The sequence below is a fragment of the Pseudomonas sp. 15A4 genome (genome assembly GCF_016925575.1).
In the GTDB taxonomy this organism is placed as follows: Bacteria; Pseudomonadota; Gammaproteobacteria; order Pseudomonadales; family Pseudomonadaceae; genus Aquipseudomonas.
The window spans coordinates 3,704,304-3,730,203 of record NZ_CP068986.1; the positions used below are offsets into that span (position 1 = coordinate 3,704,304).

General features: G+C 64.1%; 9 protein-coding genes and 3 pseudogenes. 2 read left to right on the plus strand and 10 right to left on the minus strand.

The annotated features are described in order from the left end of the window. Nucleotides 1-234: 234 nt before the first annotated feature. The 3 genes from JN403_RS16455 to proP all read right to left on the minus strand — a co-directional run bounded on the left by JN403_RS16455 (nucleotide 235) and on the right by proP (nucleotide 2,985). Nucleotides 235-909 (minus strand): HAD family hydrolase, encoded by a 675-nt coding sequence (locus tag JN403_RS16455; protein ID WP_122624112.1) that lies wholly within the window; start codon nucleotides 907-909, stop codon nucleotides 235-237. Nucleotides 910-1,003: 94 nt separating this feature from the next. Beyond that, a complete protein-coding gene (locus JN403_RS16460) occupies nucleotides 1,004-1,246 on the minus strand; it encodes a hypothetical protein (RefSeq protein WP_122624111.1) in 243 nt (80 codons plus the stop codon). A 236-nt stretch (nucleotides 1,247-1,482) separates the two neighbouring features. Beyond that, nucleotides 1,483-2,985 carry a glycine betaine/L-proline transporter ProP gene (proP, locus tag JN403_RS16465; RefSeq protein ID WP_122624110.1) on the minus strand — a complete coding sequence of 501 codons (1,503 nt, stop codon included), beginning with the start codon at nucleotides 2,983-2,985 and terminating at the stop codon, nucleotides 1,483-1,485. Nucleotides 2,986-3,379: 394 nt separating this feature from the next. Here proP and JN403_RS16470 point away from each other — a divergent pair, with 394 nt between their 5' ends. Beyond that, on the plus strand, nucleotides 3,380-3,976 hold the full coding sequence (locus JN403_RS16470; RefSeq protein WP_240356611.1) for a serine protease: 597 nt from the start codon (nucleotides 3,380-3,382) through the stop codon (nucleotides 3,974-3,976). Here JN403_RS16470 and JN403_RS16475 read toward each other — a convergent pair whose 3' ends face one another. The 6 genes and pseudogenes from JN403_RS16475 to JN403_RS16495 form a co-directional block, all read right to left on the minus strand. Continuing rightward, entirely contained in the window at nucleotides 3,977-5,185 is a 1,209-nt protein-coding gene (locus JN403_RS16475; protein ID WP_205483262.1) for an HlyD family efflux transporter periplasmic adaptor subunit, read from the minus strand. It abuts the gene before it with no gap. Beyond that, nucleotides 5,182-7,341, minus strand: coding sequence for a type I secretion system permease/ATPase (locus tag JN403_RS16480; RefSeq protein ID WP_205483263.1), 2,160 nt, complete (start codon nucleotides 7,339-7,341; stop codon nucleotides 5,182-5,184). Before JN403_RS16480 ends, JN403_RS16475 begins: the two co-directional genes overlap by 4 nt. Further along, nucleotides 7,338-8,594 carry a TolC family outer membrane protein gene (locus tag JN403_RS16485; RefSeq protein ID WP_205483264.1) on the minus strand — a complete coding sequence of 419 codons (1,257 nt, stop codon included), beginning with the start codon at nucleotides 8,592-8,594 and terminating at the stop codon, nucleotides 7,338-7,340. The genes JN403_RS16480 and JN403_RS16485 overlap by 4 nt, the downstream gene beginning before the upstream one ends. A gap of 346 nt (nucleotides 8,595-8,940) precedes the next feature. Beyond that, nucleotides 8,941-20,808 carry a BapA/Bap/LapF family large adhesin gene (locus JN403_RS16490; RefSeq protein ID WP_205483265.1) on the minus strand — a complete coding sequence of 3,956 codons (11,868 nt, stop codon included), beginning with the start codon at nucleotides 20,806-20,808 and terminating at the stop codon, nucleotides 8,941-8,943. 43 nt (nucleotides 20,809-20,851) lie between these two features. Further along, nucleotides 20,852-21,085 (minus strand): annotated as a pseudogene (locus JN403_RS25555) (Ig-like domain-containing protein); the annotation flags it as partial. A 43-nt stretch (nucleotides 21,086-21,128) separates the two neighbouring features. Beyond that, a pseudogene (locus JN403_RS16495) lies at nucleotides 21,129-22,061 on the minus strand (Ig-like domain-containing protein); the annotation flags it as partial. 614 nt (nucleotides 22,062-22,675) lie between these two features. Here JN403_RS16495 and JN403_RS25560 point away from each other — a divergent pair. Beyond that, a pseudogene (locus JN403_RS25560) lies at nucleotides 22,676-22,867 on the plus strand (helix-turn-helix transcriptional regulator); the annotation flags it as partial. Nucleotides 22,868-23,217: 350 nt separating this feature from the next. Here JN403_RS25560 and JN403_RS16505 read toward each other — a convergent pair. Beyond that, nucleotides 23,218-25,170: an EAL domain-containing protein gene (locus JN403_RS16505; RefSeq protein ID WP_205483269.1), complete on the minus strand. Its 1,953-nt coding sequence runs from the start codon at nucleotides 25,168-25,170 to the stop codon at nucleotides 23,218-23,220. Nucleotides 25,171-25,900 lie beyond the last annotated feature (730 nt).

A 25,900-nucleotide genomic window follows, 5' to 3' on the forward strand; every position in this document is an offset into this window, starting at 1 on the left:
CGATGCGCAGTGGGCCGAGCGGCATGGATGCCGCGAGAGCGCCGTCAGGACATGGATGTCCGTTCGGCGCGGGCCCACGGAGCGTCGTCGGAGTGAGGAACCCGACGAAGTCGGGCCAAACCGAGAGCAAGCACCCTTGGTTACTTGGGGTGCTTTTCCAAGTAACTCGCCGAAGGCGAAACCGAGGCCGTTAGGCCGACGCTCTTGATCTCGACGTTCCAGACCTGCCGAGCACTACTCCCGCGTCGCGATCTCATCCAGATGATTGAGCATCGCCAACGGATCCTCATACACCCGCAACGCCCCGGCCCGCTCCAGCTCGCTCGTATCGTACCCACCCGAAAGCAGCCCGATCCCCGTCGCCTTACACCGCCGCGCCGCGAGCATGTCCCAGATCGCATCACCGACCACCAGACAATCCTCGATTTTCGCGTCAATCTTCTTCGCCGCCGTCACGAACAAATCCGGGTCCGGCTTGCCGTTCTTCACATCATCGCGCGTGATCAGATTGATCTTCTTCGGGTCCAGACCCAACGCTTTCAAATTGATCTTCGCCGTCGACATCTCCCCACTGGTCGCGATGCACCACGGGAAGCCCTCATCGTCCAGCGTCTTCAGCAAATCAACAGCGCCGGGCAACGCAATGATCTGATCCTGGGTTCTCTCGTACGCCTCAGCGTGCTTTTTGCTCAACCGATCGGCCTGCGCCTCACTGATCTCCATCCCGGTCTCCCGGGACAGCATCTTCAACATCAAACCGCCGCTCATGCCGATCTTGCGGTGGATTCGCCACATCGCCAGTGGGATGTTTTCCGAATCGAGGGCTTCCTTCCACGCCGTGACGTTCTGATAAACGCTGTCAGTCAAGGTGCCGTCGAGGTCAAAAAGGAAGGAGGTATTGGATCGCATGGTGTGGCTCCGTTGGTAAACATGTCATCCGCTGACAATGGCTAAAAATAGAAAGGGAGATGCCCGGCGCTCAGGCACGCTGCACAACGTCGGCTCAGGACAACCCGAGCGTCAGCCGCTTCAACCGGCATTCCACGACCTTGTCGTAGAACTCCGAAAGCGCCTCGGCCTGCTGCGCGTCAATGCCGCCGCAGCACTGCAGACCGAGCACGAAGCCGTTGGCCTGAGCGCCGTTCTTGACGGCGTCGATGGTCGAGCCGGACGCATGGATATCCGCCAGGATGCGCTCGCTTTGCGGTCGCAGCACCGGGGGCAAGTGATCAATGATGTCGGTCATGGGAAGGCTGCCTTTCAGTTCTCTGTCCGCAGGTCTGCGCTTGCACAGATGCGGTTGAATGCTCATGCAAGACCTGACCGGGAGAGGGACGCAGCGGTTCCGACAAATTTGCAGAAATGGCCGCGAACGGCAGGGGGCGTGGGACTGGCTTTAGCCGGGAAGGCGTCGTGTGCTACACCACAACACTGATGGTGTATAAACCGGCCTCTTCCCGGCTGAAGCCGGTCCCACCAGAATCAATCTATACGCGGGTGCTGCTGAACCAGGCTCTCGCGTTTGGCTTGCAGTTCGGCAATCTGCGTGTCGATGTCTTCAATCTTCTGCTCGATGTTGTCGTGGTGCTCCTGCAGCAGCTCACGGGCCTCGTTGAGGTCAGATGCTGCCGGCGCTGCACCACGCAAAGGCTTGTTCGCCGTTTCCTTCATGGTCAGGCCGGTGATCAGGCCCACCACTGCCACCACCATCAGGTAGTACGCCGGCATGTAAAGGTCCTGGGTGGTTTCAACCAGCCAGGCGACCACGGTCGGGGTCAGACCTGCAATCAATACCGAGACGTTAAAGGCACTGGCCAGCGCGCTGTAGCGGATGTGGGTGGGGAACATCGCCGGGAGCGTCGAGGCCATCACACCGATGAAGAAGTTGAGGATCACCGCGATCAGCAGCAGACCGGCGAAGATCAGGCCCAACTGGCCGCTGTTGATCAGCTTGAACGCCGGAATCGACAGCACCAGCAAGGCAATGCTGCCCGCGATGATGAAGGGACGACGGCCGATCTTGTCGCTGAGAAAGCCGATCAGCGGCTGCACGAAGAGCATGCCGACCATGATCGCCACGATGATCAGCACGCCGCGGTCTTCGCTGTAATGCAGGTTATGCGACAGGTAGCTGGGCATGTACGTGAGCAGCATGTAGTACGTGACGTTGGTCGCCGCGACCACGCCGATGCAGGTCAGCAGGCTGCGCCAGTGCTTGGTCGCGACTTCCTTGAAGGAGACTTTCGGGCCGTGGGCCAGGCCTTCGCGGTCGCCTTGCTCGAGTTTTTCAACGTGCTGCTGGAACGCCGGGGTTTCTTCCAGAGCATTACGCAGATAGAGACCGACCATACCCAGGGGCAGGGCGAGGAAGAACGGCAGACGCCAGCCCCATTCGAGGAACTTCTCTTCACCCACCACAGAGGAAATCAGCACAACGACCCCGGCCCCGAGGACGAAACCGGCGATCGAGCCGAAGTCCAGCCAGCTGCCGAGGAAACCGCGTTTACGGTCCGGCGCGTATTCGGCGACGAAGATCGAGGCGCCGGTGTACTCGCCGCCGACCGAGAAGCCCTGGGCCATCTTGGCCAGCAGCAGCAGAATCGGCGCCCAGATGCCAATGGATTCATACGAGGGAATCAGCCCGATGGCAAAGGTGCTGAGGGACATGATGACGATGGTCGCGGCGAGGACTTTCTGTCGCCCGTACTTGTCGCCGATGGCGCCGAAGAACACGCCGCCGATAGGGCGAATCAGGAAGGGCACGGAAAAGGTCGCGAGGGCCGCGATCATCTGCACGCTGGGGTCGGCGCCGGGGAAGAAGATCTTGCCCAGTGCGTAGGCCACGAAGCCGTAGACGCCGAAGTCGAACCATTCCATTGCATTGCCCAGCGCGGCGGCCGTGATGGCCTTCCGCATCTTGGCATCGTCGACAATAGTGATGTCTTGCAACCCGATCGGGTTGACGGTTTTCTTGCGTGATCTCATAAAAGTCCCGGCAGCTGGAAGTATGACGTTGTGGCAATCAAAGCCCTGGCCCTTGGCGACGCGCGCACTCCGTGGAATGCGGTGCTGTCGTAGTAATGGCAGGCCGATCTGCATCTGATAGGACAAGGGCGTAAATAATTCAGAACGGGCGCCATATATTTTGAATCCGTACAAATGAGTGCCTAATCGATTGGCTCTATCGGCTGATAAATTCAAACAGGTTGGATCCAATGAATTAAATGTATCGGTAGTAGACGAGCGGTAGCCTCAGCCTATTGAGTAAGTGATGGCTCAATGACATATTCACTCCGCCATCCACTCATGCCCACGGAACATCATGCGCCCCTTCAAGTCACTTGTTGCAGCCTCAGTGCTGATCAGCGGGTGCAACGGAATGCCCACCGCTTTTACTCAGGACCCTGTATTTGACCAAGCCTTCGTCGTCCACTCCGGTGCGCCGTTGCCCTATCTGATGATGGGCACCGCGATCCAGTGGAATGAAGATTATGCCGTGACGGTCAAGCACCTTCCTTACGTATCCGGTGCGGTCTACCAGGGGCAGGGCGACGTGCAATTCTTCAAGCACAAGGCCAACGGCGTGCCGATGTGGCGCTCGTACCAGCCCGGTGAAGAACTGACTTCCGTGGGTTTCAACTCCGCCTACATGTCGGTGAAAGGCACCGGCCATGCGCTGCCGGCCATGGTTCGTCTGGACGCCAAAGAAGGCAACGTGATGTACGGCACCCATGATGGCCCGGTCGCCAAGGGCATGTCCGGCGGTCCGGTGTTCGCGGCAGACGGCAAGGTGGTGGGGATCACCGTGGCGTTGCTGACCGCCAACGACCTGGCCAGGATCAAGCGCCCTGACCTGGCCAACCAGCCCCGCGTCAGCATCTTTTTGCCGTACAACGAGATCAACCGCGAGTGGACCCGCTACATGGCCCAGGCCAAGCCGGCCACGCCCGTGCCGACCAACCTGGCCGCCAACTGATCACCGCTCGCGCAGGGCTTCTCGGGCGCGGTTGAGGGGCTTGATGAGGTAATCCAGCACGGTCTTTTCACCCGTGCGGATGTCCACGGTGGCGATCATCCCCGGAACGATGGCGAAAGTTTTACCTGCCTTGTTGCGCAGCACGTCCGAGTCCGTGCGGATGAACACCCGGTAGTAGAAGATTTCCGGTTTGACTTCATCCTGAATCGTGTCCGGCGAGATGGTCACCACCTTGCCGTCCAGGCTGCCGTAGATCGAGTAGTCGTAGGCCGTGATTTTCACCTTGGCCTGCTGCTCGGGGTGAATAAAGGCGATGTCCCGGGGCGAGATGCGCGTTTCGATGAGCAGTTGCTCATCCAGCGGAACGATTTGCATGAGCTGCCCATTGGGCGGCACCACCCCACCGATCGTGGTGACTTCGATGTCCTTGACGATGCCGCGCACCGGCGAGCGCAGGGTCAGGCGTGACAACGAATCGCTGCGCCCGCGGATCACCGAAGACAGCATCTGCGCTTCGGAATTGGCTTTTGCCAGGTCTTCCCGGGCATGCACCATGTACTCCGAACGCGCTTCGGTGGCCTTCAGCTCAAGCTCGGAGCGCTGGCGGTTCAGGCGCAGGACTTCGACCCGGCTGGAAGCGCCTATTTTTGCCAGATTCTCGGTGATGGTCAGCTCGCTGCGCACCAGTTTCAACGAGCTCTCGATGCCGGTCAGCGTTTCAGCCAAGCCTTTGCGGCGGGCGTTGAACAGCTCGGTTTCGGCACGACGCAGCTCCGGGTACTTGTCCAGCGAGGCGTCGAAGGTCAGCGGTTTCTCACTGACTTCGGCCTGCAGCCGGTTGACGCTGGCCAGTGCCGCCCGGTACTTCGCCTCACTCTCACCTACGTTCGATTCACTCTTGACCGCATCCAGCTGCGCCAGCACCTGGCCGCGCTCGACCAGCGTGCCTTCACTGACATTCAGCTCCTTGATGATCCCGCCCTCCATGGATTGAATCAGCTGCTCCCTGGAGCTGGGCACCACCTTGCCGGTGCCGGTGGACACTTCCACGACCTGAAACCAGGCCGCCCAGGCGATGAAGCACGCCAGCATCAGCGCGCAGACCCAGATCACCCGCACGCTCCCGGTGATGCTGCGCTCGTCCTGGCCATCGAGGTAAGTGATCTGGTCGCCGAGCCGAGGCGTTTGTTCGGTGGTCAATGCGTTCATGCCTGCGCTCCTTGCGGCTGCTTGAGTCGGGTGAGGGCGGCGTCGCGGTGGTCGTCGATGACGATGCGGCCGTTGTCCAGCACGATGATCCGTTCCACCAGTTGCAGCAGGCTGACCCGGTGGGTGGCGACGATCAACGTGCGGCCCTGGCACCAGGTCGAGAGTTTTTCAAGCAACTGGCGTTCGGTGATGTCATCCAGTGACGCCGTGGGTTCGTCCAGCAGCAGTACCTGGGGCTGGCGAATCAGCAGGCGTGACAGCAGCAGGCTCTGGCGCTGGCCGCCGGACAGGCCCAAACCCCCTTCGAGAATCAGGTGGTCCATGCCTTTGGGCATCTGGCGGACAAACTCCAGCGCGCCGGTCACTGCCAGGGCGGCGATGATTTCCTGATCGCTGGCCTGGCCCGCGCCGAGGGTCAGGTTGTCCCGCAGCGTGCCGTGAAACAGCCGCGCCTGCTGTGACATCAGGCCGACGTCCCGGCGCAGGTCGGCCGGGTCCAGGTGAGCGAGGGAGATGCCGTCCACGGTGGTCTCGCCGCTGGACAAATCCATTGAACCCGCCAGCGCCTGCAGCAGTGTCGACTTGCCCGCGCCGTTGCGCCCGAGAATGGCAACGCGCTCGCCCGGGCGAATCTTCAGGTTGATGCCGCTCAAGGCCGGCGATGCTTCTTCGCTGTACTTGAAGCCGGCCTGACGGAGCACGTAATCCCCGCGAATGGACGGGAGATGCACGCGCTGGCTGCCTTCGGGATGATCGACCGGCATCTGCATCAACCGATTGAGCCCTTGCAGCGCGACTTTTGCCTGTTGCCAGCGGGTCAGCACGTGGGTCAGTTGCGCCATCGGCGCCATCATCCGCGAGGCCAGCATCGAGGCCGCCACCAGGCTGCCGGTGGTGAGGTCGCCGGCAATCACCATTGGCGCGCCGAACACGATGACCACGGCGAACACCGCGCCCTGCACGTTCTGGGTCCAGGCCACCAGGCTGTTGGTCAGCGAACGCAGTTTCAGGCTGCTGTCGGCGGACGCAGCGTTGTAATGATTCCACTGCTGCTGAAAGCGTTGCTCGGCCTGCAGCGCCTTGATGTCGTCCATGCCCTGCACGGTTTCCACCAGCATGGCGTTGCGCAGCGCGGCTTCGCGCATCGACGCATTGGCCAGCCGCGCCAGCTTGCGTTGAGCGAGGATGCCGGGCAGCACCATTGCCACCAGCGCAACCAGAGGAATCAGCACCAGTGGCCCGCCAATCAGGTAGAACACCAGCAGGAACAGGAAGAAAAACGGCATGTCCGCCAGCGCCGTTGCCGTGCTTGAGGTGATCAGGTCGCGGATCTGCTCCAGCTCGCGCAGCTGCGAAATGAACGAACCGGTGGATTTCGGCCGGGCCGAGTTACGCAGGCGCAGGGCGTGGCCGAACACCAGGTCCGAGACCCGCAGGTCGGCGCGCTTGCCCATGACGTCGGTGATGCGCAGACGCATGATGCGCATCACGAAGTCGAACACCAGCGCGAGCATGACGCCACCGAAGAGCACGTACAGCGTCGGCAGGGATTCGGCCGGAATCACTCGGTCGTAGACCTGCATGGAGAACAGCACGCCGGCCATGCCCAGCAGGTTCGCGACCAGCGACGCCAGCATTACCTGGCGGTACGGGCGCAGGTCACTGAGGACGATGCGCCTGAACCAGTGCTCGTCGTAGGGCTTGATGTAGTCGTCGGTGCGCACGTCGCTCAGGGGCTGAATGGGCCGCAGGATCACCGTGCGCAGCGCCTGTTCGGCGAGCACGGCCGGGTCGATACGGCTTTGCAGGCCCTGATCACCGCTGTAGGCGATGCCCAGTTCGCCTTGCTCGCTGACGCTTTCGATCACGCCGACCTGGCCGTCGCGCAGTTGCACCAGCAGCGGCGTGCGCCAACGCGACAGGCTTTTACGGTCGTAGTGGGCGAACTTGACGCTCAGGCCCGCCTGACGCGCCATGTGTCGCACCACTTCCTCGGCGCGGCCCTCGCTGTTGGTCGACGCCAGACGAACGCTCTCGGGCGAGACGTCCAGCCGGTAATGCCGGGCGACGATGAGGATGGCTTCCACCCACGGCGAGTAGTCCGGACGATCAGGGCCTGCCGCGGGCGCTTCGGGAATGACGATGGTCTCGGTCATGGCAGGATCTCCACGTGCTGGATGGTGCTGTGATCGATGCCGAACGCGCGGCGCAGCGCACCGCTGTTGTACAGGCAGTCGATTTGCAGACGGCGCAGGTCGGCCTGGGTATTGGCCAGGTCGAAGCGCGACTGGTGGATTTCCTGTTCGGCGTTGAGCAGGTCGAGCAACGGCCGGGTGCCCAGCTCCAGGTATTGCCGACCGTACAACTCGCGGGCCTCGGTGATGCTGGTCTGCCGCGATTCGAGCGAACTGAGTCGGCGCGTCAGCCCGGACGTCTGCGCCTGGGCTTCGCCGAGCCCTTGCCGCGCCTGCAAACGGGCGGCGTCTTCGGCGGAATCGGCGGCGGTGAGCGCGTAGTTGGCGGCGCGACTGCGGGCACTGATGGCACCGCCCTGGTAAATCGGCACTTCCAGATTGAGGAAGATCCCGGCCTGGGTGCGATTGATCCTCGTGTTCTGGTCGTCGTAATGGTCGTCCAGAAACTGGTTGATCGACGGCTGCAACGACAGCGTCGGGTAGGCTTCGGCCTTTGCCTGGGCCAGCTCGGCCTGGGCCTGGGTGCGCTGGGCAGCGGCTTGCAGCACCGCGGGGAGGGCGTCAGTGCCCAGTGGCCCCTTACAGGCGTCGCTCATCGAGGTGTCGAACGTGTCACTGACCTGGGGCGGGGTCTGCCGCCCGAGCAGGTTGGTCAACGTCGACTGCCAGCGCGCATACAGTGCTTTGTACTCTTGCAGCGTGGCCATGCCGCCCTCGGCGCGGGACTGCGCCTGAACCACATCGGAGCGGGTGCTCGCACCCATGTCGCTGCGCTGTCTGGCGAGTTCGACGATGTCGCCGATCCCGCGAATCTGCTCACGGGCGACCTCCACCAGACGCTGATAACGCTGGACTTCGATGTAGGCGAATGCGGTGTCGCGGCTGACCTGATCGATGGTCAGCAGAATGCTGGCCTGACTGCGCGCTACCTTGGCCCGGGCCGCCTCGACTGAATTCGAGACCTTGCCGAAGTCGTACAGCATCTGCTTGAGGGAAATGCTCACGGACTGGCTGCCGTCGTCGCTGCCGTAGCCGCTGGTGTAACCGCCTTTTATCCCGCCGGAGATCTGCGGGTAATAACCGGCTTCAGCCACGTTGATGCCCTCGGCCTGCTGATACAAGGTGCCGATCGCTTCGCTGATGCTGGGGTGCCAGTCAACCGCGAGCCTGACCGCCTGTTCCAGACCCAGGGTCTGGCTGTCTTCCTTGACCATGACTGCCCCGGGGCGGAACCGCCTTTGGCATTGTCTGGTGCACTGCCTTTGGAACTGTCTGCCGTGCCATCGCCCTTGCGCCGCTGATCCGCGGGCTTAGCCTGCAAGCGCGAAGGGCTGATGCTGCGCAGGCCGGGATCAATCTGATCCTCCGCCAGCGCAACGGAGAATATCGGGTGACACAGGCCGAGGGTCAGGACGACCGCCGGCCATTTCTGCTTGCGAACGCGCTCCACATGGCTTCCTTACTGTACGAATACAGAGCTTCCCTTTAGTGAATCAACCGGTCGAGCGCATTGATCGACCGGTTGAACCCCGCCGCTGGCAGCGCCAGACGGCGGGCTGATCAAACGACGTGAATACCGTTCTGCACCCACAGATGATGGGTTGGATCTTCCTGCGGCGTGTACTGGGTGTAATCGACACCATCAGCCTGTTGCGCACCGCCGGCGACCCAGGTGTTGGTCATGTGTACGGTGTCCTCGCTGCCCCCTTTAATCAGCAAGGTGTTGTTGTCTGCCGAGGTAATGGACACCAGGTCCGCCAGGCTGATGGTCAGCGCGACGGCACTGGTGTGGTTCAGGTCCAGCACCTCGATGTTGTTGATCCGGTCCTGCAGATCACCCAGGTTGATGGTGGCATCGCCTCCCGCCCAGAGCAGCGTGTCGGTACCCGTGCCGCCATCGACCGAGGCAAAGTGCTGGTCAGCGATGATCAGCGTGTCGTTGCCGGCGCCGCCTTGCAGCGTGACGGCACCGCCATGGGAGCCGTCCAGCGTGTCGTTGCCTGCCGTGCCCTGTATCAGCTCGGCACCGGTGGTGGCAATGGCGGTGGCGCTGTGATCATCAACGCTCGCTACAGTGGACAGCGCCGCAAACGAGGTAGTGACGACGGCACCGGCCTGTTCCAGATCAATGGTCAGCGTCGCCGTGTCGGTAGTCCCGTTGGGGTGCTTGAGCTGGTAGGTGAAGACGTCTTCACGGCCGATGACCGCATCCGTCTGTCCGGGCGTCAGTGTGTAGGTGTAGCGCCCGTCGGCCTGCACCAGCAGCGAGCCATAGGTGCCGACAATCGTGGTGCCGTTGTAGCCCGGCGTCACGTAACTGCCGGCCGCCAGCACGTTGAGCACGGTGAACGCCGAGCCCAGCACGTCAGCACCGCCGCCGGCAGTGTCGGTGAGCAGATTGCCCGACACCGGCGTGTAGCTGCCGACGACGAACTGATTGGTATAGGTTGCATCGTTGATCAGGCTGATGTTGACCGTACTGGCGACACCGATGCCCCCGGCGGCGAGTCTGACCTGATAGCTGCCGGGCCCCTGGTCATCGAAGCGCGCGGCGTAATTGCCGCCGCCCAGGTTCGCCAGCGAGCCGCCGGCATAGCTCTTGACCAGCACGTATTGGCCGGTGGTGGTGTTGAGCTTGTACAGGCCCAGGTTCAGCGAACCGAGCAGGCTGAGCAGGTTGGAGGAGTTGACCACCACGGTCAGGTCACTGATCGCACCCGCCGCCACGCTGGTGGTCCATGAGCCACTGCCGCCCAGCAGCGGCACGAGGAACGGGCCCAGCGTGGAGGTGGTGATGACCTCCTTGTTGACCAGGGTGATGTCGCTGATCGCGATGTCGTTGGTGGCGTCGACCAGAAAGGCCGGGCTGGCCAGGTTACTGTCGCTCCACACCTCGGTGGCTTGCGGACTGTCGATGCGCACGTACAGATTGGCCGTGTCGCTCAGGCCATTCGGGTGTACCAGTTGATAGCTGAAGACGTCCACTTTGCCGACGCTGGTCACCGCCCCGTCGGGTCTGTAGCTGTAGTTGCCGCTGGCGTCGATGGTGAGCGTGCCATACAGGCCTTGCACCGTGATGCCCGCGCTGGCCGCGACATAGCTGCCGTTTTTCAGCACCTGCAACACGGCGCCGTTGTCCGGGCCGGTGACATCCGCCTGGCCGTCAATGCCCGGGTTGGTGATGACGTTCCCGGTCACGGCGGTACCGGCCACCCCGTTGAACTGGGTCAGGCTGGTGACATCCAGCTGCAGTTGCGTGGTGACGTTGGTCACCACGCCAATGCCAGTGCTGGACACGATCAGCCGGTAGTCGCCACCCAGCAGATCACCGATGTTCACCCGCACGCCCTGGCCGGTCAGCGCCACCAGATCGAGCAGCCCGCCGCTGCCGTTGACGTCGAGGGTCACCCAGTTGCCGCTGGCGTTTTTCACTTGCAGCGTATAGACCACGCCGTCGAGCAGCGACACCAGGCTGCCGGTGGTCAGCGTCAGGGTCGGATCGAGGCGGGTGCCGCTGTTGACGGTGAACACAAACGCCTTGGAGAACCCGGCCAGCAATGTGGTGAAGGAGTCCGCAAAGTTCTGCGTGGTTTTCACCGGCACAAGGGTGACCGTGGCGGTAGCGAGGTTGTCACTGGCGACCACCGGCGTGTTGACGTCGATGTCCGGCGCGGTGACGTTGGCCGTCACGGAAAGATTGCCCCTGATGTCGGTGAGGCTGACCAGCAGGGTTTCGCCGTTGATCTGCGCGGGGGCGAGGGTGACGCTGAACAGCCCCGTGGCGCCGACGGTACCCGTCCCGAGCACTGCGCCGCCAACGGATTTGATTTGCACCGTCGAACCGATTTCCCCGCTGCCGGTGACCGTCAGGCCATCGACGCTGACCAGCAGCGCGCCGGGGGCAGCTGGGGGTGTCAGATCAGGCGCGATGGCGCTCACCGCAAGGGATACGTTCCCCGACGCGTCCGCCTGGGTAATGCTCAGCACTTGATTGTTGATCTGCGCGGCGTTCAGTGCCACCGAGAAGCTGCCATTGGCGGCCACGGTCGTTGTGCCGAGGACAGCGCCCAGTGCATTGCTCACGGTCACCGTGGAACCTGCGACACCGGTGCCGGTCACCACCGTACCGCTGGCATTCACCGCAACGATCGTTGGTGCCCCGGGCGCCGTGGTGTCTGGTGCCAGAAGGCTGCCGGCGGCCGACACGTTGCCAGCGACGTCGACCTGACGCACCGTCAGCGCCTGGCCGTCCAGTTGCGCGGCGTTGAGGGTAACGTTGAACGTCCCGCCAACGCCCACGGTGGTGGTCCCCAGCAGCGTACCGCCCGCGTTGAATACGTTGACCGTCGCACCGACCTCACCGCTGCCGCTCAGGGTCAGGCCGTTAGCCGCCAGCAACAGGGCCGAAGGCGCATTTGGCGCTTGAACGTCGAGGGCGTTGACCGTCGCGACTGCCGAGAGGTTACTCGCCGCGTCCACTTGCTGGACGCTCAGCACCTGACCATTCAACTGCGCGCTGGAGAGCGAGACGACAAACCCGCCCGCCGCATTGACCACTGCGCTGCCGAGCACGCCGCCGCCCGCGTTGGTCACGCGCACGGTCGCTCCGGCTTCACCGTTGCCGCTGACCTGCAGGCCTGCGGCATTCAGCGCGACGTTGGTCAGCGCAGCGGGTGGCGTAGTGTCGACGGCAGTCACATTGGCGAGCACCGAGAGGTTGCCTGCGACGTCGCGCTGACTCACCGTCAGCACCTGGCCATTGAGTTGCGCCGCCGAGAGGTTGGCGTTGAACGTGCCGTCAAGGGCAACGGTCGCGGTGCCAAGCACGACGCCGAGGCTGCTGCGCACCGTCACGGTCGCACCGGCTTCGCCGATCCCGCTCAGCACGGTGCCCGCGCCATTGAGGGTCAGTTGCAACGGTGCGTTCGGTGCGGTGATGTCGGGCGCCGTGACCGTCACGATGGCGGACGGCTGCGATGCGGCGTCGGTCTGGAACGCGTTGAGGATCTGGCCGTTGGCTTGCGCCGGGCTCAGCGTCAGGGCAAAGGTGCCGCCGGCATTGACCAGCGCGGTGCCGAGCGTTGAGCCGCCGGTGGTGATGGTGACCGTGGCCCCGGCTTCGCCTCGACCGGTCACCAGGGTGCCGGTGGCGTTGACCTGGAGGTCGGCGAGCACCGCCGGCGGCGTGGTGTCAGCCGCCACGACCGCAGCCAGCAGCGATGCGCCGCCCGCCGCAGTGCTGGCCGTCACGCCCAGGCTTTCGCCGTTGGTCTGCGCAGCGTTGAGGGTGACGCTGAACGTGCCGCCCGCAGTGGTATTCGCTGTACCGAGCACGACGCCCGTCGCGCTGTACACCGTGATGGTGGTGCCCGTTGCGGCGCTGCCGGTGACCGTCAGGCCGTCGGCGCTGATCAGCAGATTGGTCGGCGCATTCGGTGGCGGTGTTACCGGAACGGTGAGGTTGAACGTCCCGGAGGCGTTGCCGGTGACGTCTGCCTGACCGACCGTCAGGACGTCGTTGGCGGTGATGCCGGCACTCAGCGTGAGCGCGAACGTGCCATTGGCCGCCACTGTCCCGCTGCCGACGGTTATGTTCAGAGCGTTTTTCACCGTCACCAGCGCGCCGGCTTCACCACGCCCTTCCAGCAGCAGGTAATCGGCGCTGATGGCCAGGTTGGTGACCGGATCGGGCGCCTGAGTGTCCGGCACCTGCTGGACCAGCGGCGCGGAATGGTTGTTCTCCGCATCCGTCGCCACGATGGAGATGAGCTGCCCGTTGATCTGCGCCGGATTCAGCGTGATCGAGTACTGCCCGCTGGCGTTCGCCTGAGCGGAACCCAGCAGGGTTCCGTTGGCCGACGTCACCGCGATCGTGCTGTTGGGTTCGGCAGTGACTTGCAGGGTCGTGCCGTCACTGTTGAGCGAGACGAACACCGGGACTGCTGGCGGCGTGATGTCCGGCGCAATGACCGGCACCGGCGTCGAGTCGTTCTGCGCGGCGTCGACTTGCACGACCGTCAACGACTGACCATTGGTCTGGGCGATCGACAGCGGCACGCTGAACGTGCCGTCTGCCCGCACGATGGCCGTGCCGAGCACCGGCGTGCCCGCCACCGATACCGTGACTGTAGCGCCGGCTTCGCCGCGACCGCTGAGGACCAGCCCGTCCCCGCTGACCGACAGGTTGCTGACGGCGAGCGGATCGGTCACGTCGTCGACCTGATAGACCAGCGTGGCGGAGACGTTGGAGGCGACGTCAGTCTGGGTGAGGTTGAGGGTCTGGCCGTTGAGTAGGGCAGACGTCAGTGCGACGCTAAATTTCCCGTCGACCTGCACCGTGGCGCTGCCGAGGTCGACGCCGCTGGCGCTGGTCACCCTGACCGTCGCGCCCGCTTCGCCGGTGCCGTTCAGCGTCAGCCCGTTCACCAGGCCGGTGATCACCGGCAGCGGTGGCGGCGTGAAGTCCGGCGCCGTGACAGGCGTGCCCGTGGACGGGTTGCCCGCCGCATCACGCTGGACCACCGACAACAGCTCGCCGTTGCTTTGCGGCACCGACAGCGTGACCGCGAAATTGCCATCCACGCCGACCACGCCCGTGCCGACAATGTTGCCGGTGGCATCGGTGATTACCAGGCGGGCACCTGTCTCACCGCGACCGCTGACCACCACGCCGGTGTCATCGATCTGAACGTTGGTCACGGCGGCGGGCGGCGTCAGGTCGGGTGACGCGATGGAACCCGCAGCCGAGGGATTGTTTGCCGCGTCAGTCAGCACGACGAACACGGGCTGACCGGCGTTTTGAGGCGGGGTCAACGTGATCAGAAACCTGCCGTCGACGCCCACGTTGCCGGCACCGACCTGGGTGCCGTCGGCCAGGGTGATGCGCACGGCTGCGCCAACCTCGCCGCTGCCGCTGAGCACACTGCCCGAGGCATTGAACTGCAGGTCGGTGGCGACCGCCGGCGGGGTCAGGTCGGGGGCGGTGACCGTCGCGGGCACGCTGACGTTGCCGGGTGGATCGGCCTGCTGAACGCTCAGCACCTGGCTGTTGATCTGCGGGGTGGAGAGCGTGACGCTGAAAGAGCCGTCCGCCAGCACCAGCGTGGTGCCGAGCAGCGTGCCGCCGGCATCGCGGACCGTGACAGTGGCCCCGGCTTCACCGGTACCGGTCACTACGGCGCCTGCCGCGTTGATGCGCACGTTGTCCAGTGGATCGGGCGGCGTGAAGTCAGGCGTTGTCAGGCTGACTTGCGGTGACACGTTGCCGACGGCATCCCGTTGCACCAGCGTCAGCACTTCGGCGTTGGAGAGCGCCGGGACCAGCACCAGGGTGAAGGCCCCGGTGCTGCCCACCGTCGCCGTGCCGAGCGGAGTGCCGAGGCTATTGGTGACCGTGACAACTGCCCCGGCTTCACCGCGGCCGGTCAGCGTCGCGCCGTCGCTGGAAATGCCCAGCTGGGTCAGCGCGAGCGGTGCCGTGGTGTCGACCGAGGTCAGGCTGGCGGGCAGGGAGATATTCCCGGCCGCATCGGTCAGGGTCACGGCCAGCAGTTCGCCATTGGCCTGAGGTGTGGTGAGGGTGATCTGGAACGTGCCGTCGATGCGCACGCTGCCGGACCCGACGAGGGCGCCGCTGGCGTTGGACACATTGACCGTCGCGCCCGGTTCACCGGTGCCCGACAGCACCGCGCCGTCTGGCGTCACCGCCAGGGCGAGCGGCGCATCCGGTGCGATCAGGTCTCTGGCAGTCAGCGCGATGCTGGCCGATTCGTTACCGGCGGCGTCGGTCTGGCTGATGCTCAGGGACTGGCCGGCAATTTGCGCGGGGCTCAGCGACAGGGTGAAGTTGCCGTTGGCCCCCACTTGCCCGGTGCCAAGAATGAACCCGCCTGCGCCCAGCACAGTAACGGTTGCGCCGGCTTCACCTTGACCGGTCAAGGTCACGCCATTGGCGGTGAGCACCAGGTCGGTGAGCGGCCCTGGAGCGGTGACATCCGCTGCCAGGTAACCGGTCGCCGGCGAATTGATGCCGTCGCTGGAGGTGGCAATGGCCGAGAGCGACTCGCCGTTGAGCTGCGCGGCATTCAGTTGCGCACTGAACGTGCCGTCGCCATTGACCAGCGCCGTGCCCAGCAGGACACCGGAGGCGGTGCGAATGCTGACGGTGCTGCCGGCGTTGGCGGTGCCGGTCAGGGTCAGGCCGTCTGCACTGAGGGCCAGATTGACGGGAGCAGGTTCCGCGAGATTGCCGGGAGCAACCACCGTGGCGGCATCGGACGCATTCCCGGCGGCGTCGGTCTGAACCACGGTCAACGTGCCGCCGGCCGCTGCCGCAGGGGTCAGTCCGACCGTAAAGCTGCCGTTGGCCGCTACAGTGGCGGTGCCCAGCGCGTTGCCATTGGCATCGCGCACGACCACGGTTGCACCGGCCTCGCCGCTACCGCCCAGGGTCAGGCCATCGGCGCTGATGGCCAGGTTGCTGGCCGCGGAGGGCGCCACGGTGTCAGCGGCCTGATAAGGCGCGGGCACCGAGACGTTGCCAGCCGCATCGGTGGCCGTGACGGTAAGGCGCTGGCCGTTGAGTTGAGGCCCGGACAGGCTGACCTGGAACACGCCATTGGTCCCGGCAACGCCAGAACCCAGGACATTGCCCGCGGCATCGCGCACGGTCACGGTGCTGCCGGCTTCGGCGTTCCCTGCCAGTTGCACGCCGCTGCCGCTGAGCAGCAGGGCGGTCGGGCTGTCCGGTGCAGTCAGGTCAACGGATGTCACGTTGACCGCCGTCGAAACGTTGCCGGGCGGATCTTCCTGGGTGACGGTCAAGACTTCGGCGTTTATCTGCGCCGTGCTCAGCGTCACGCTGAACGCGCCGTTTGCCGCCACCAGCGCCGTGCCCAGCAGGGCACCGCCGGCCGTGCGCACCGACACCGTTGCGCCAGGTTCGCCACGGCCAACCACCGTCAGGCCGTCGGCGTTCACCGACACCTGAGTGAGCGCGGCAGGCGGGCTGATGTCCGGCGCCGTGAGGTTCGCCGACGGTGAGACATTGCCGCTCGGGTCGGTCTGGCTGATGTCGAGGGCCTGGCCGTTGTTGGGCGCGGGGGCGAGGGTCACGGTGAAGGTGCCGTCACTGGCCACCAGCGCGGTACCAAGCAGCGCGCCGCTGGCGTCGAGGACTCTAACGGTCGCGCCGGCCTCACCGGTACCGGTGAGGGTGCTGCCGGTGGCGCTGATCAGCAGGTTCTGCGGCAGGGCCGGTGGCGTGGTGTCCACGGTTGTCAGGCTGGCGCCGGCCGACACGTTACCCGCCGCGTCGGTCAGGGTGACCGTGAGCGGCGCGCCAGTTGTGACGGCGTTTGGCAGGGTCACCTGGAACTGGCCGCTCTGGTTGACAATGCCGGTGGCGAGAATGTTGCCTGCGGCGTCGCGGACCGTGACGGTCGCGCCGGCTTCGCCAACGCCATTGACCACGGTGCCGACGTTATTGATGGTCAGACCGGTGGCGGCGTCGGGCGGGGTCAGGTCCGGAGCAAGAACGGCCCCGGTTTGCGAGACGTTACCCGCCAGGTCGGTTTGCTTGGCCGTCAGCGGTTGGCCGCCCAGCTGCGACGGCGTCACGATGACAGCGAAAGTGCCGTTGGGTGCAACGGTGCCGGAACCCAGCAACGTGCCGCTGCTGTTGGTGATGGCCACCGTCGAGCCGGCTTCGCCACGGCCCGAGACCACGCTGCCATCCGGGCTGATGGTGATGCTGGTCGGCGCCTCGGGGGCCGTCAGGTCGTTGGCCACCACCAGGGCGGTCACCGAGGTCTGGCCGGCGTCATCGGTCGAGGTGACGTGCAGTGTTTGAGCATTCAACTGCGCGAACCGCATGAGAATGCTGAAACGGCCGAAACTGTTGACCCTGCCGCTGCCCAGGCTCGCGCCGTTGCTGTCGAGAATGTTGACTGTGCTGCCTGGGGTGGCGGCGCCGGTGAGAATGAAACCGTCGCTGCTGATGGCCATATCACTGGGGGTCGCCAGCTGCGTGCCGTCCGGCCCTGGGAGGATGACGGCGGTGGAGGCGTTGCCACTGGCGTCGGTGCTGATGACCTCCAGATTGGTATTGCTGGCAGCAGGCGGATTGAGGCCGATGACGAAGCTGCCATCCTGGCCAACCGTGCCGGTGCCGAGCAGCACGTTGCCGGGACCGGGGCCGCGAACGGTGACGGTGGTGCCAGGCTCGCCGGTACCGGAAACCACATCGCCACCGGGGCTGATCGCCAGATCGGACACAGGGACCGGGCGGGTGGTGTCAGGCGCGAGCACAGCAGTGGGCAGCGAGTCGTTGGTGCCATCGGTCGCAACCACTTGCACCGTCTCGCCGTTGCTCAGGATCGGCGTGACATTGAAGGTGAAGGTCCCGTTAGCCAGGGCCACGGCAGTGCCGATCTGAACCCCATTGGCGTCGAGGATGTTCACGGAGCCGAAGGGCACGGTGGTCCCGGTCAGCACGCCGTTAGCGTCCAGATCAAGGTCGCTTGGTGCTGGCGGTGCGGTGATGTCAGGTGCCGTGACGGAACCTGCCGGCGAGGGCAGGGTGCTGGCGTCGGTCTGAGTCACGCTGAGCACCTGTCCGTCCAGCTGCGCCGGACTCAGGGTTACCACAAAACTGTTGTTGCTGGCGACGATGGCCGAACCCAGCAAGGTCCCGTTGCCATCGCGCACTTGCACGGTATCGCCGGGAGTGCCTGTGCCGGAAACGGTCACACCGTCGCTGCTGATGGTGATTCCGGTCGGCGCAGCCGGCGCCGTGGTGTCCGGTGCGGTTAAAGAGGCCGCAGGGGAGAGGTTGCCCGTTGCGTCATTCTGCCTGACCAGCAGGACCTGGCCGTCGGCCTGAACCGCGTTCAGCGGGACGTCAAAGCGACCGGTTGCCGGGTCCGCCGTCGCGATACCCAGCACGTTGCCGCTGGCGTCGCGCACGCTGACAGTGGCGCCGGGTTCGCCCTGGCCGCTCAGCGTCAGGCCGTTGGCGCTCAGGGTGAGCGCAGTGGGCGCGTCCGGTGCCTGGATATCCGCAGCCTGCAAGGGAACAGCCGGAGAGGCCAGGGTCGATCCATCGACTTGAGTAACGCTGAGATTCTGGCCGTTGATCTGCGCGCTGGACAGGGTCACCTCAAAGCGTCCGTCGCTGCCGACCACGGCGGTGCCCAGCGTGCCGCCCGAAGCATTCCTAACGGTGACGGTGGCACCGATCTGGCCGTTGCCGGTGACGATCAGGCCGTTCGCCGACAGATCAAGGTTGGTCAAAGGTGGCGGTGCGCTGAGGTCCGGCGCTGTGACGGGAACGGGCTGGGACTGATTGCCTGCGGCGTCGGCCTGGGTGACCTGCAACAGCTGGCCGTCGGTCTGTGCCGACGTCAAGGTCAGGGTAAAACTACCGCCGGCACCCGCCTGGCCGCTGCCGATGATAGTGCCCGCGGCATCACGCACCGTCACTGTGGCACCGGACTCAGCGGTGCCGGTGAGGATCAGGCCAGTGCCGTCGAGGGCGACGTTGGTCAGCGCAGCGGGCGCTTGGGTATCCGGGGTGACAAAGGTCACCGGCAAAGCCGGGTTGCCGGTGCTGTCACTGGCGCCGATCAGCAGGGTTTGGCCATTGTTCTGCGGGCTGCTCAACGTCACGCTGAAGCGCCCGTCGGCGGCGGCGATGGCCGTGCCAAGCACGGTACCGCTGACGGTGGTGACGGTGATCGTCGAACCGGCCTCGCCGATCCCGGTCAGCGTCGTGCCGCCGACGTCGAGGCCGATGGCGGAGGGTTGCAGGGGGCCGTTGAGGTCCGGCGCGCTGACCGGCGCAATGGGCGATGGATTCCCGACTGCGTCGCTCAGCACGACTTGCAGCGCCTGACCGTTGGTTTGCGCCGAAGCGAGGCTGACCGTGAAATTGCCGGTCGCGGACGTCACGTCCGTTCCGATGACGTTGCCTTGGGCGTCACGCACCGAAACGGTCGAGCCCGGTTCGCCACGGCCGGTCAGGGTCAGGCCGTTGTTGGCCACAGCCAGATCAGTGGCGGCAGTTGGGCCGGTGATGTCGGGGGCGGTGACGGGAACGGTGACCGAGCTCTCGCCCTGACCGTCGACCGCCACCACGTCGAGCACTTCGCCATTGGCCTGGGCCGGGGTGATGGCGACGGTAAAGCTGCCGTTGCTGCCGACGGTTGCACTGCCAAGCAGCACGCCGTTGGCGTCACGCACCTGGACCGCCGAACCGGCGCTGGCGGTCCCGGTCAGCTGCGTGCCGTCGCCACTGATGACCAGGCCGGAAGGCGTTGCCGGACCACTGGCGTCAGGCGCCGTGACCACCAGCACGGGGGACGCCAGGCCTGCGGTATCGGTCTGGCTGATTTGCACCTGATCACCGGGATTGACCGGCGGTGCCAGGGTGGTAGCGAAGGTGCCGTTGGCGCCGACCACCGCCGTGCCGATGGGCGTGCCGTTGGCGATTAGGGTGACCGTCGCGCCAGCTTCTCCCTTGCCTGAGACCTGTGTGCCGTCTGCGCTGATCACCACATCGGCGACTTGGGCGGGAGGCGTGGTGTCGGCGGCGTTAAGCTCGGCCGAGGCAGTGTTGCCGGCCGAATCCGTGACGCTGACGTTGAGTGTCTCGCCGTTGGTCTGCGCGGTATCGAGGCTCACGCTGAATGTACCGTCCACACCAGCGCGGGAGGCGCCGATGACCGCACCCGACGCATTGCGCACAAGTACGCGGGCGCCCGCTTCGGCTCGACCGGTGAGGGTCAGGCCGTCGGCCGACAGAACCAAAGCCGAGGGTGCCACCGGCGGCGTGGTGTCCGGTGCTTGCAGTGGTACGTTGGCGGAGGTGTTGCCAGCCGCATCGGTGAGGGTGACCTGCAGGACTTGCCCGGCATTTTGCGGGGCGCCGAGATTGATGTTGAAGAGCCCGTCAGTCCCCACGATAGCGGTACCGAGCACGTTGCCATTGGCGTCTATGACGCTGGCAGTGCTGCCGGGTTCGCCGCGGCCGCTGACAATCGAGCCACTGCCGCTGATCGCGATGCCAGCAGGTGCATTGGGCGGTGTGACATCGCCGCCGGGCGGCGTGACGTCGATGTCTGGCGCCAGCGCTTGAGCAGGCGGGGAGACATTGCCGGCGGCATCGACCGCATTGACCGTCAGCGACTGACCATCGGTTTGCGCTGGGTTCAGCGTGAGGCTGAAGGTCCCGTCTGCCGCGACGATGGCGCTGCCCAGCAACGTGCCGTCGGCGGCGCGAACCTGAATGGTCGCGCCGATTTCGCCCGAACCGGTGACGCGCGTACCGTCGGCGCTCACCACAAGGTTGCCCGGCGCATTGGGCGCGGTGGTGTCGACCGGTGGGGTGACGTCGATGTCTGGCGCCAGCGCTTGAGCAGGGGGAGACATTGCCGGCGGCGTCGACCGCGCTCACAGTCAGCGACTGACCATCGGTTTGCGCCGGGCTTAGCGTGAGGCTGAAAGTGCCGTCTGCCGCGACGATGCCGCTGCCCAGCAAGGTGCCGTCGGCGGCGCGAACTTGAATGGTCGCTCCGATTTCGCCCGAACCGGTGACGCGCGTACCGTCGGCGCTCACCACAAGGTTGCCCGGTGCGTTGGGCGCGGTGGTGTCGACCGGTGGGGTGACGTCGATGTCTGGCGCCAGCGCTTGAGCAGGGGGAGACATTGCCGGCGGCGTCGACCGCGCTCACGGTCAGCGACTGACCATCGGTTTGCGGCGGACTCAGGGTAAGGCTGAAGGTGCCATCGGCTGCGACGATGCCGGTGCCCAGCAAAGAGCCATCGGCGGCACGCACCTGAATGGTCGCGCCGACTTCGCCGGAACCGGTCAACCGGTCGCCGGTGGGGTTGACCGCCAGGTTGGCCGGCGCAGCTGGAGGTGTCGTGTCTGGGCCCGGGGGTGTCCCGCCGTCGGTATCGGGCGTTGGTGCCTGAGTGGAAGGGGACACGTTGCCCGCGGCGTCGGTGGCGCTCACTGCCAGAGGCTGCCCACTGGTTTGCGGCGGGTTCAGCGTCACACTGAACGTGCCGTCAGGTGCCACGACACCGCTGCCCAGCAGGGTGCCGGCGGTGTTTCGAACCTGGATGGTTGCGCCGGCCTCACTGGTGCCGGTGAGTAACGTGCCGTCCGCACTGACGAGCAGGTTGCCCGGGGCCACGGGTGCCGAAGTGTCTGCGGCGTTTCCACCGCCGCCCCCGCCGCCGCCACCCGCAACGCCGCCTGCCGCTGCCGCTGCACCGCCGGCGCCCAACAGCCCGAGCCCGGCGATCGCAAACGTAGGCGTTGACCCGCCGACCACGCCGGCGTCTGCGATGAGTTCATCCAGGGAGTTGACTTCGTCGAAGGTAAAACCGTTGAAGGACTGAGTGTCGTATTGGGCTTGCCAAAGGGTGCCGTCTTCACCCTGGAACACCATGTCGTTGTTGGGGCCTTCAGGCGCGGTGTTGAAGAAGTTGGCGACTTTGATCTGTTCGCCATTCTTCAAGTTCACTACCAGATCTTGCCCATTGCGGGAGACCGAGGACACTTGGCTGGGAGGAACGGGCATTTGAACAACTGACGGCGTATCGAGTGACAGATTTCCCCAGGCTTTGGCAGTGAGTTCGGAGGTTGCTTTATTGGCGACAACAATATTGTCCATTCTGACAGTCCTTTTCTTCGCTTTTAGCACTACAACAACGCGTTTAATGGCGTGTCATACCAGCCGCCTGACCTAGCTAATCAGGCGCAACTTTGTTTCTTACAATGAAAGCCGTTTGCCAGTAATTTAGAATGGAACCCCTCAATATCAATGGAAAATAGTTTGACGTTTATCTATTTATAGAATTTTCTAATTTACAGGTCATTGAAATATAGGGATTTTTATTGAGTTAGATGGCGATCTACCGGTCGTCGGGGCGTTTGCGCAAAAGCCTCCGTATGGGGGAAAACGTTTGCTATCTACTGGGTTGATGAGTAGAGGAGTAATAATGGCGCCGGGGGTTTGGTCAATCCAGCAACCCACATTCACCTGGATGCAAGAACGCGCGTAGAGATACCTTTGTTTTAATCTGGCAACGGGAGATCGGGGGAGGTGGGAGTTCGAAAAACGTACAGTGGGACGCCAGCCAAATACTTGTTCACTCATGTTGCAAACGCTGTAAGGTGGCGAGTCCCCCTGTACGAGGCTATTTCGCTAACCCAGGAAGCTCGCACTCCAGCCCCCATTGCACCCACCGGTCCATCGCGTGGCGTGAATTCAGCAGGAGTTTGCTCATGGAACAGCTTGGCACGCGTTTGAGAAAAGAACGCAAACGGTTAGGCCTGACGCAAATCGCGTTCGCCAGAATTGGTGGCGTCGAACCTAACGCTCAAGGTCATTACGAAAGTGGCCATCGATCACCTAAAGCCGACTATCTCCAGCGCGTTTGCGACGCCGGCGTCGATATGCACTATCTGTTTTCCGGTAACAGCCTGATAGGCTCGGTGAACGGACTTGACGCCGAAGATCAGTCGTCTCCGAACAGGGCACTGATCAGCAGTAACCGCGACGTCATCATTTCAAACCGTAACGCGGTGGGAATCCTGGTCACGCTGCACCAGACCCTCAACGACACGACGCAGGTCATCGCCGACGTGGCCACCTGTTTCAGCACTCGCCACCTGGACGTCCGCGAAGAGCAGTTCGCCGCCCAGGTGCGAGATTTTCAGGAAGACTCCCGACGCTTCATCGGCCTGGCCATGATGAAAGTCCAGCACAGCGCCTGATCAGCAATGTGGGTAGCCATTCTGTCAGCGGCAATGAACGCCGCTGCCCTTCACAGAACCACCGCCACTGCAGGCACCCCCGGCGAACCGACCCACTGCAGGGTCTGCTCAAGGGGCATCGGTCGCGAAAACAGGTAGCCCTGAACCAGCGTGCAGCCCAGGGTCCGCAACGCCTGCAGTCCCGCTTCGGTCTCGACGCCCTCGCTGACGCACTGCAGGTCCATGTCCTGGCTCAGCGCCAACAGTGATTTGACGATCTTGAAGCTCGCGGCGTTCTGGTGAATGTCGGTGATGAACGAGCGGTCGATTTTCAGCTTGGTCAACGGCAGGGCGTGAAGCTGGCTCAGGCTTGAGTAGCCGGTGCCGAAGTCGTCCAGAGAAATACCGCAGCCGAGTTCACGGAACGCGTTGATGGACCTCTGCGCTTGCACGAGGTCCTTGATAACGGCGGTTTCGGTGATTTCCAGATCCAGCCGCGTGGCGTCGAACCCGCTCTGGCGGATGACGGTGATCAGTTGTTCAACGGCGTCCATGGACGAGCAATCGTGGGCCGACAAATTGAACGCGAGCCTGATATCGGCCGGCCATAACTGCGCCGCGTGCAGGGCTTTTTCCAGCAGCACCGGCGTCAGCCGGTTGATCAGGCCAATCCGCTCGGCCACGCCGATGAAATGCCCCGGGGCGACGCTGCCCAGCTTCGGACTCACCCATCGGGCCAGCGCTTCGAACCCCACCGTGCGCGAGGTGCGGATGTCGACGATGGGCTGAAACACCAGGGTGAACTCCTCGGCGACGTCGGCCTGGCGCAGGCCCTGCTCGGTCAGCACGTCGCGTTTGAGACGCTGATGCTGGCTGGCGGAAAAGATACACAGCTCGCCGGGTGTTTCCCGCTTGCTGGTGTAGAGCGCGTAGTCAGCGAATTCATAAGCTTCGGTCGAGGTGCTCGCCAGGTCCGGAAACACGACAAGTCCCATGGATGCGCTGATGCTGACCTGAATATCGCCAATGGTGAAGGGCTGGCGCATCGTGCGGCAGAGTGACTGGCCTTGTTTGATCAGTTCGTTTTGATCGTCGGCCCTGACGATGATCAGGCCGAACTCGTCGCCGCCCAGCCGGGCCACGTGCAGCTGCTCACTGGCAAACGCGCGCAGGCGCTGGCCGACCTGACGCAGCAGTTTGTCTCCCACGCCGTGGCCGTAGGAGTCATTGATCGGTTTGAAGCCGTCCAGGTCGATCATCCCCACGGCCAGCTTCGTTTCGTCCTGCCGCGCGTGGTCGAGTTCACGGTCGAGCAAGGCGAAAAACTGTCGTCGGTTGGGCAGGCCGGTCAGGCTGTCTTCGTTGGCCAGTCGCTGGTTGTCGTCGCTGAGCTTCTCTGTGCGGATCTGCATGTTCACCAGCCGGGTGAACTCGCCGTAGTGATTCTGCAGAACCACGATCATCGCCAGCGAAACGAGAAACACGTTGGCGGCCATGGCGGTGTACGTGGCGTTGCCGGCGCTGGCAAAGAACGCTACGAAGGCGATGTTGACCACCGCCGTGGTCATCATCGCCGAGGACGGCAGGTGCATCAGGCAGAAGATGCAGACGATGACCGTAATCGCCATGTAGAAGGCCACATGGGACTTGGTGTACGTATCGCCGTAGGGAAACAGCAGCAGCGCCCAGATCGTGAAGCCGAACGCGATGAACACCGTGAGCTGATTGGTGCGCGTCAGTTTTTTGAAGATCTGCTCGGAGGTGATGGGCTGACCACGGCTCTGCCACCAGAGCACTGCCCTCAGGCCGCCTATCAGGGTCAACAGCAACGGGATGTAAACCGTCAGCCACTTCGGAGCTATGCCGTAATGGGTGGCCGCGAGGGCGAGGGTGTTGATCAGCAGAATCACATACATCATGGGCAGCTGTCTGGACAGCGCGATGTATTGCGCTTCCATCAGACGGGTGTTGTCCTGCTGGACGCAGACCAGCGCTTTCAATCGATCTAAAGACGGGAATTTCATGACTAGGAACCTAACGCGTGCAATAAGAAAAAACGGCGAACCCCACAACTTGCAGCGCTGCAGAACGTGATGACTGTCAGAGGATATCGGCGGCGGGGTTGGTTTCTATAGCCAGCGCAGCGGTTGAGACGCCGGGCGATTGGCCACCCGGCATGGGGTCGCTGTGAGTGTAAGGAATGGATGGACAGCCTCCTGGCAGAGTTCATCGGCATCGGGAGGCGCAGGGAATAAGCGGTCACCCGCGCCGGCCGACTGCGAAAAACTGACCTTTTTCAGCGATGCCGTGCCCAACAGGGCATGCGTAACGCACGGGCGCGTGGCGGGCCTGAAAGTCTGCCGTAATAAACGTCGTGCAAACCTTGGGAAGGATGCAAAAGCAATGGTGATTGCCTGTCTGGGTTGGGGCTCATTGATATGGAAGCCGGACGCACTGCCGGTCGCCAGTGAGTGGTTCATGGATGGGCCGGCTTTGCCAGTCGAATTCTCGCGGATAGGTGACGGCGGTGAGCTGGCCACTGCAATCTGTCTCAACGCACCGCCATGCCGGGTCTTGTGGACGGTCCTGGCCACCGAATCACTTGAGCAGGCGTGCAGTGCGCTGCGTGAGCGTGAGCAGATCCCGGCACAACGCGAAGACGGTATCGGCGTGTATCGGGCGCATGGGTCTTCAACGGGCCCGCTGGCTCATTGGGCGAGGGAGCGCCAGGTCGATGCGCTGGTCTGGACAGCA

Excerpts from the sequence above, each read along its gene's own strand:
- JN403_RS16455 (WP_122624112.1), bottom strand. The coding sequence starts at position 909 with ATGCGATCCAATACCTCCTTCCTTTTTGACCTCGACGGCACCTTGACT.
- JN403_RS16460 (WP_122624111.1), bottom strand. The coding sequence starts at position 1,246 with ATGACCGACATCATTGATCACTTGCCCCCGGTGCTGCGACCGCAAAGC.
- proP (WP_122624110.1), bottom strand. The coding sequence starts at position 2,985 with ATGAGATCACGCAAGAAAACCGTCAACCCGATCGGGTTGCAAGACATC.
- JN403_RS16470 (WP_240356611.1), top strand. The coding sequence starts at position 3,380 with ATGCCCACCGCTTTTACTCAGGACCCTGTATTTGACCAAGCCTTCGTC.
- JN403_RS16475 (WP_205483262.1), bottom strand. The coding sequence starts at position 5,185 with ATGAACGCATTGACCACCGAACAAACGCCTCGGCTCGGCGACCAGATC.
- JN403_RS16480 (WP_205483263.1), bottom strand. The coding sequence starts at position 7,341 with ATGACCGAGACCATCGTCATTCCCGAAGCGCCCGCGGCAGGCCCTGAT.
- JN403_RS16485 (WP_205483264.1), bottom strand. The coding sequence starts at position 8,594 with ATGGTCAAGGAAGACAGCCAGACCCTGGGTCTGGAACAGGCGGTCAGG.
- JN403_RS16490 (WP_205483265.1), bottom strand. The coding sequence starts at position 20,808 with ATGTCTCCCCCTGCTCAAGCGCTGGCGCCAGACATCGACGTCACCCCA.
- JN403_RS16505 (WP_205483269.1), bottom strand. The coding sequence starts at position 25,170 with ATGAAATTCCCGTCTTTAGATCGATTGAAAGCGCTGGTCTGCGTCCAG.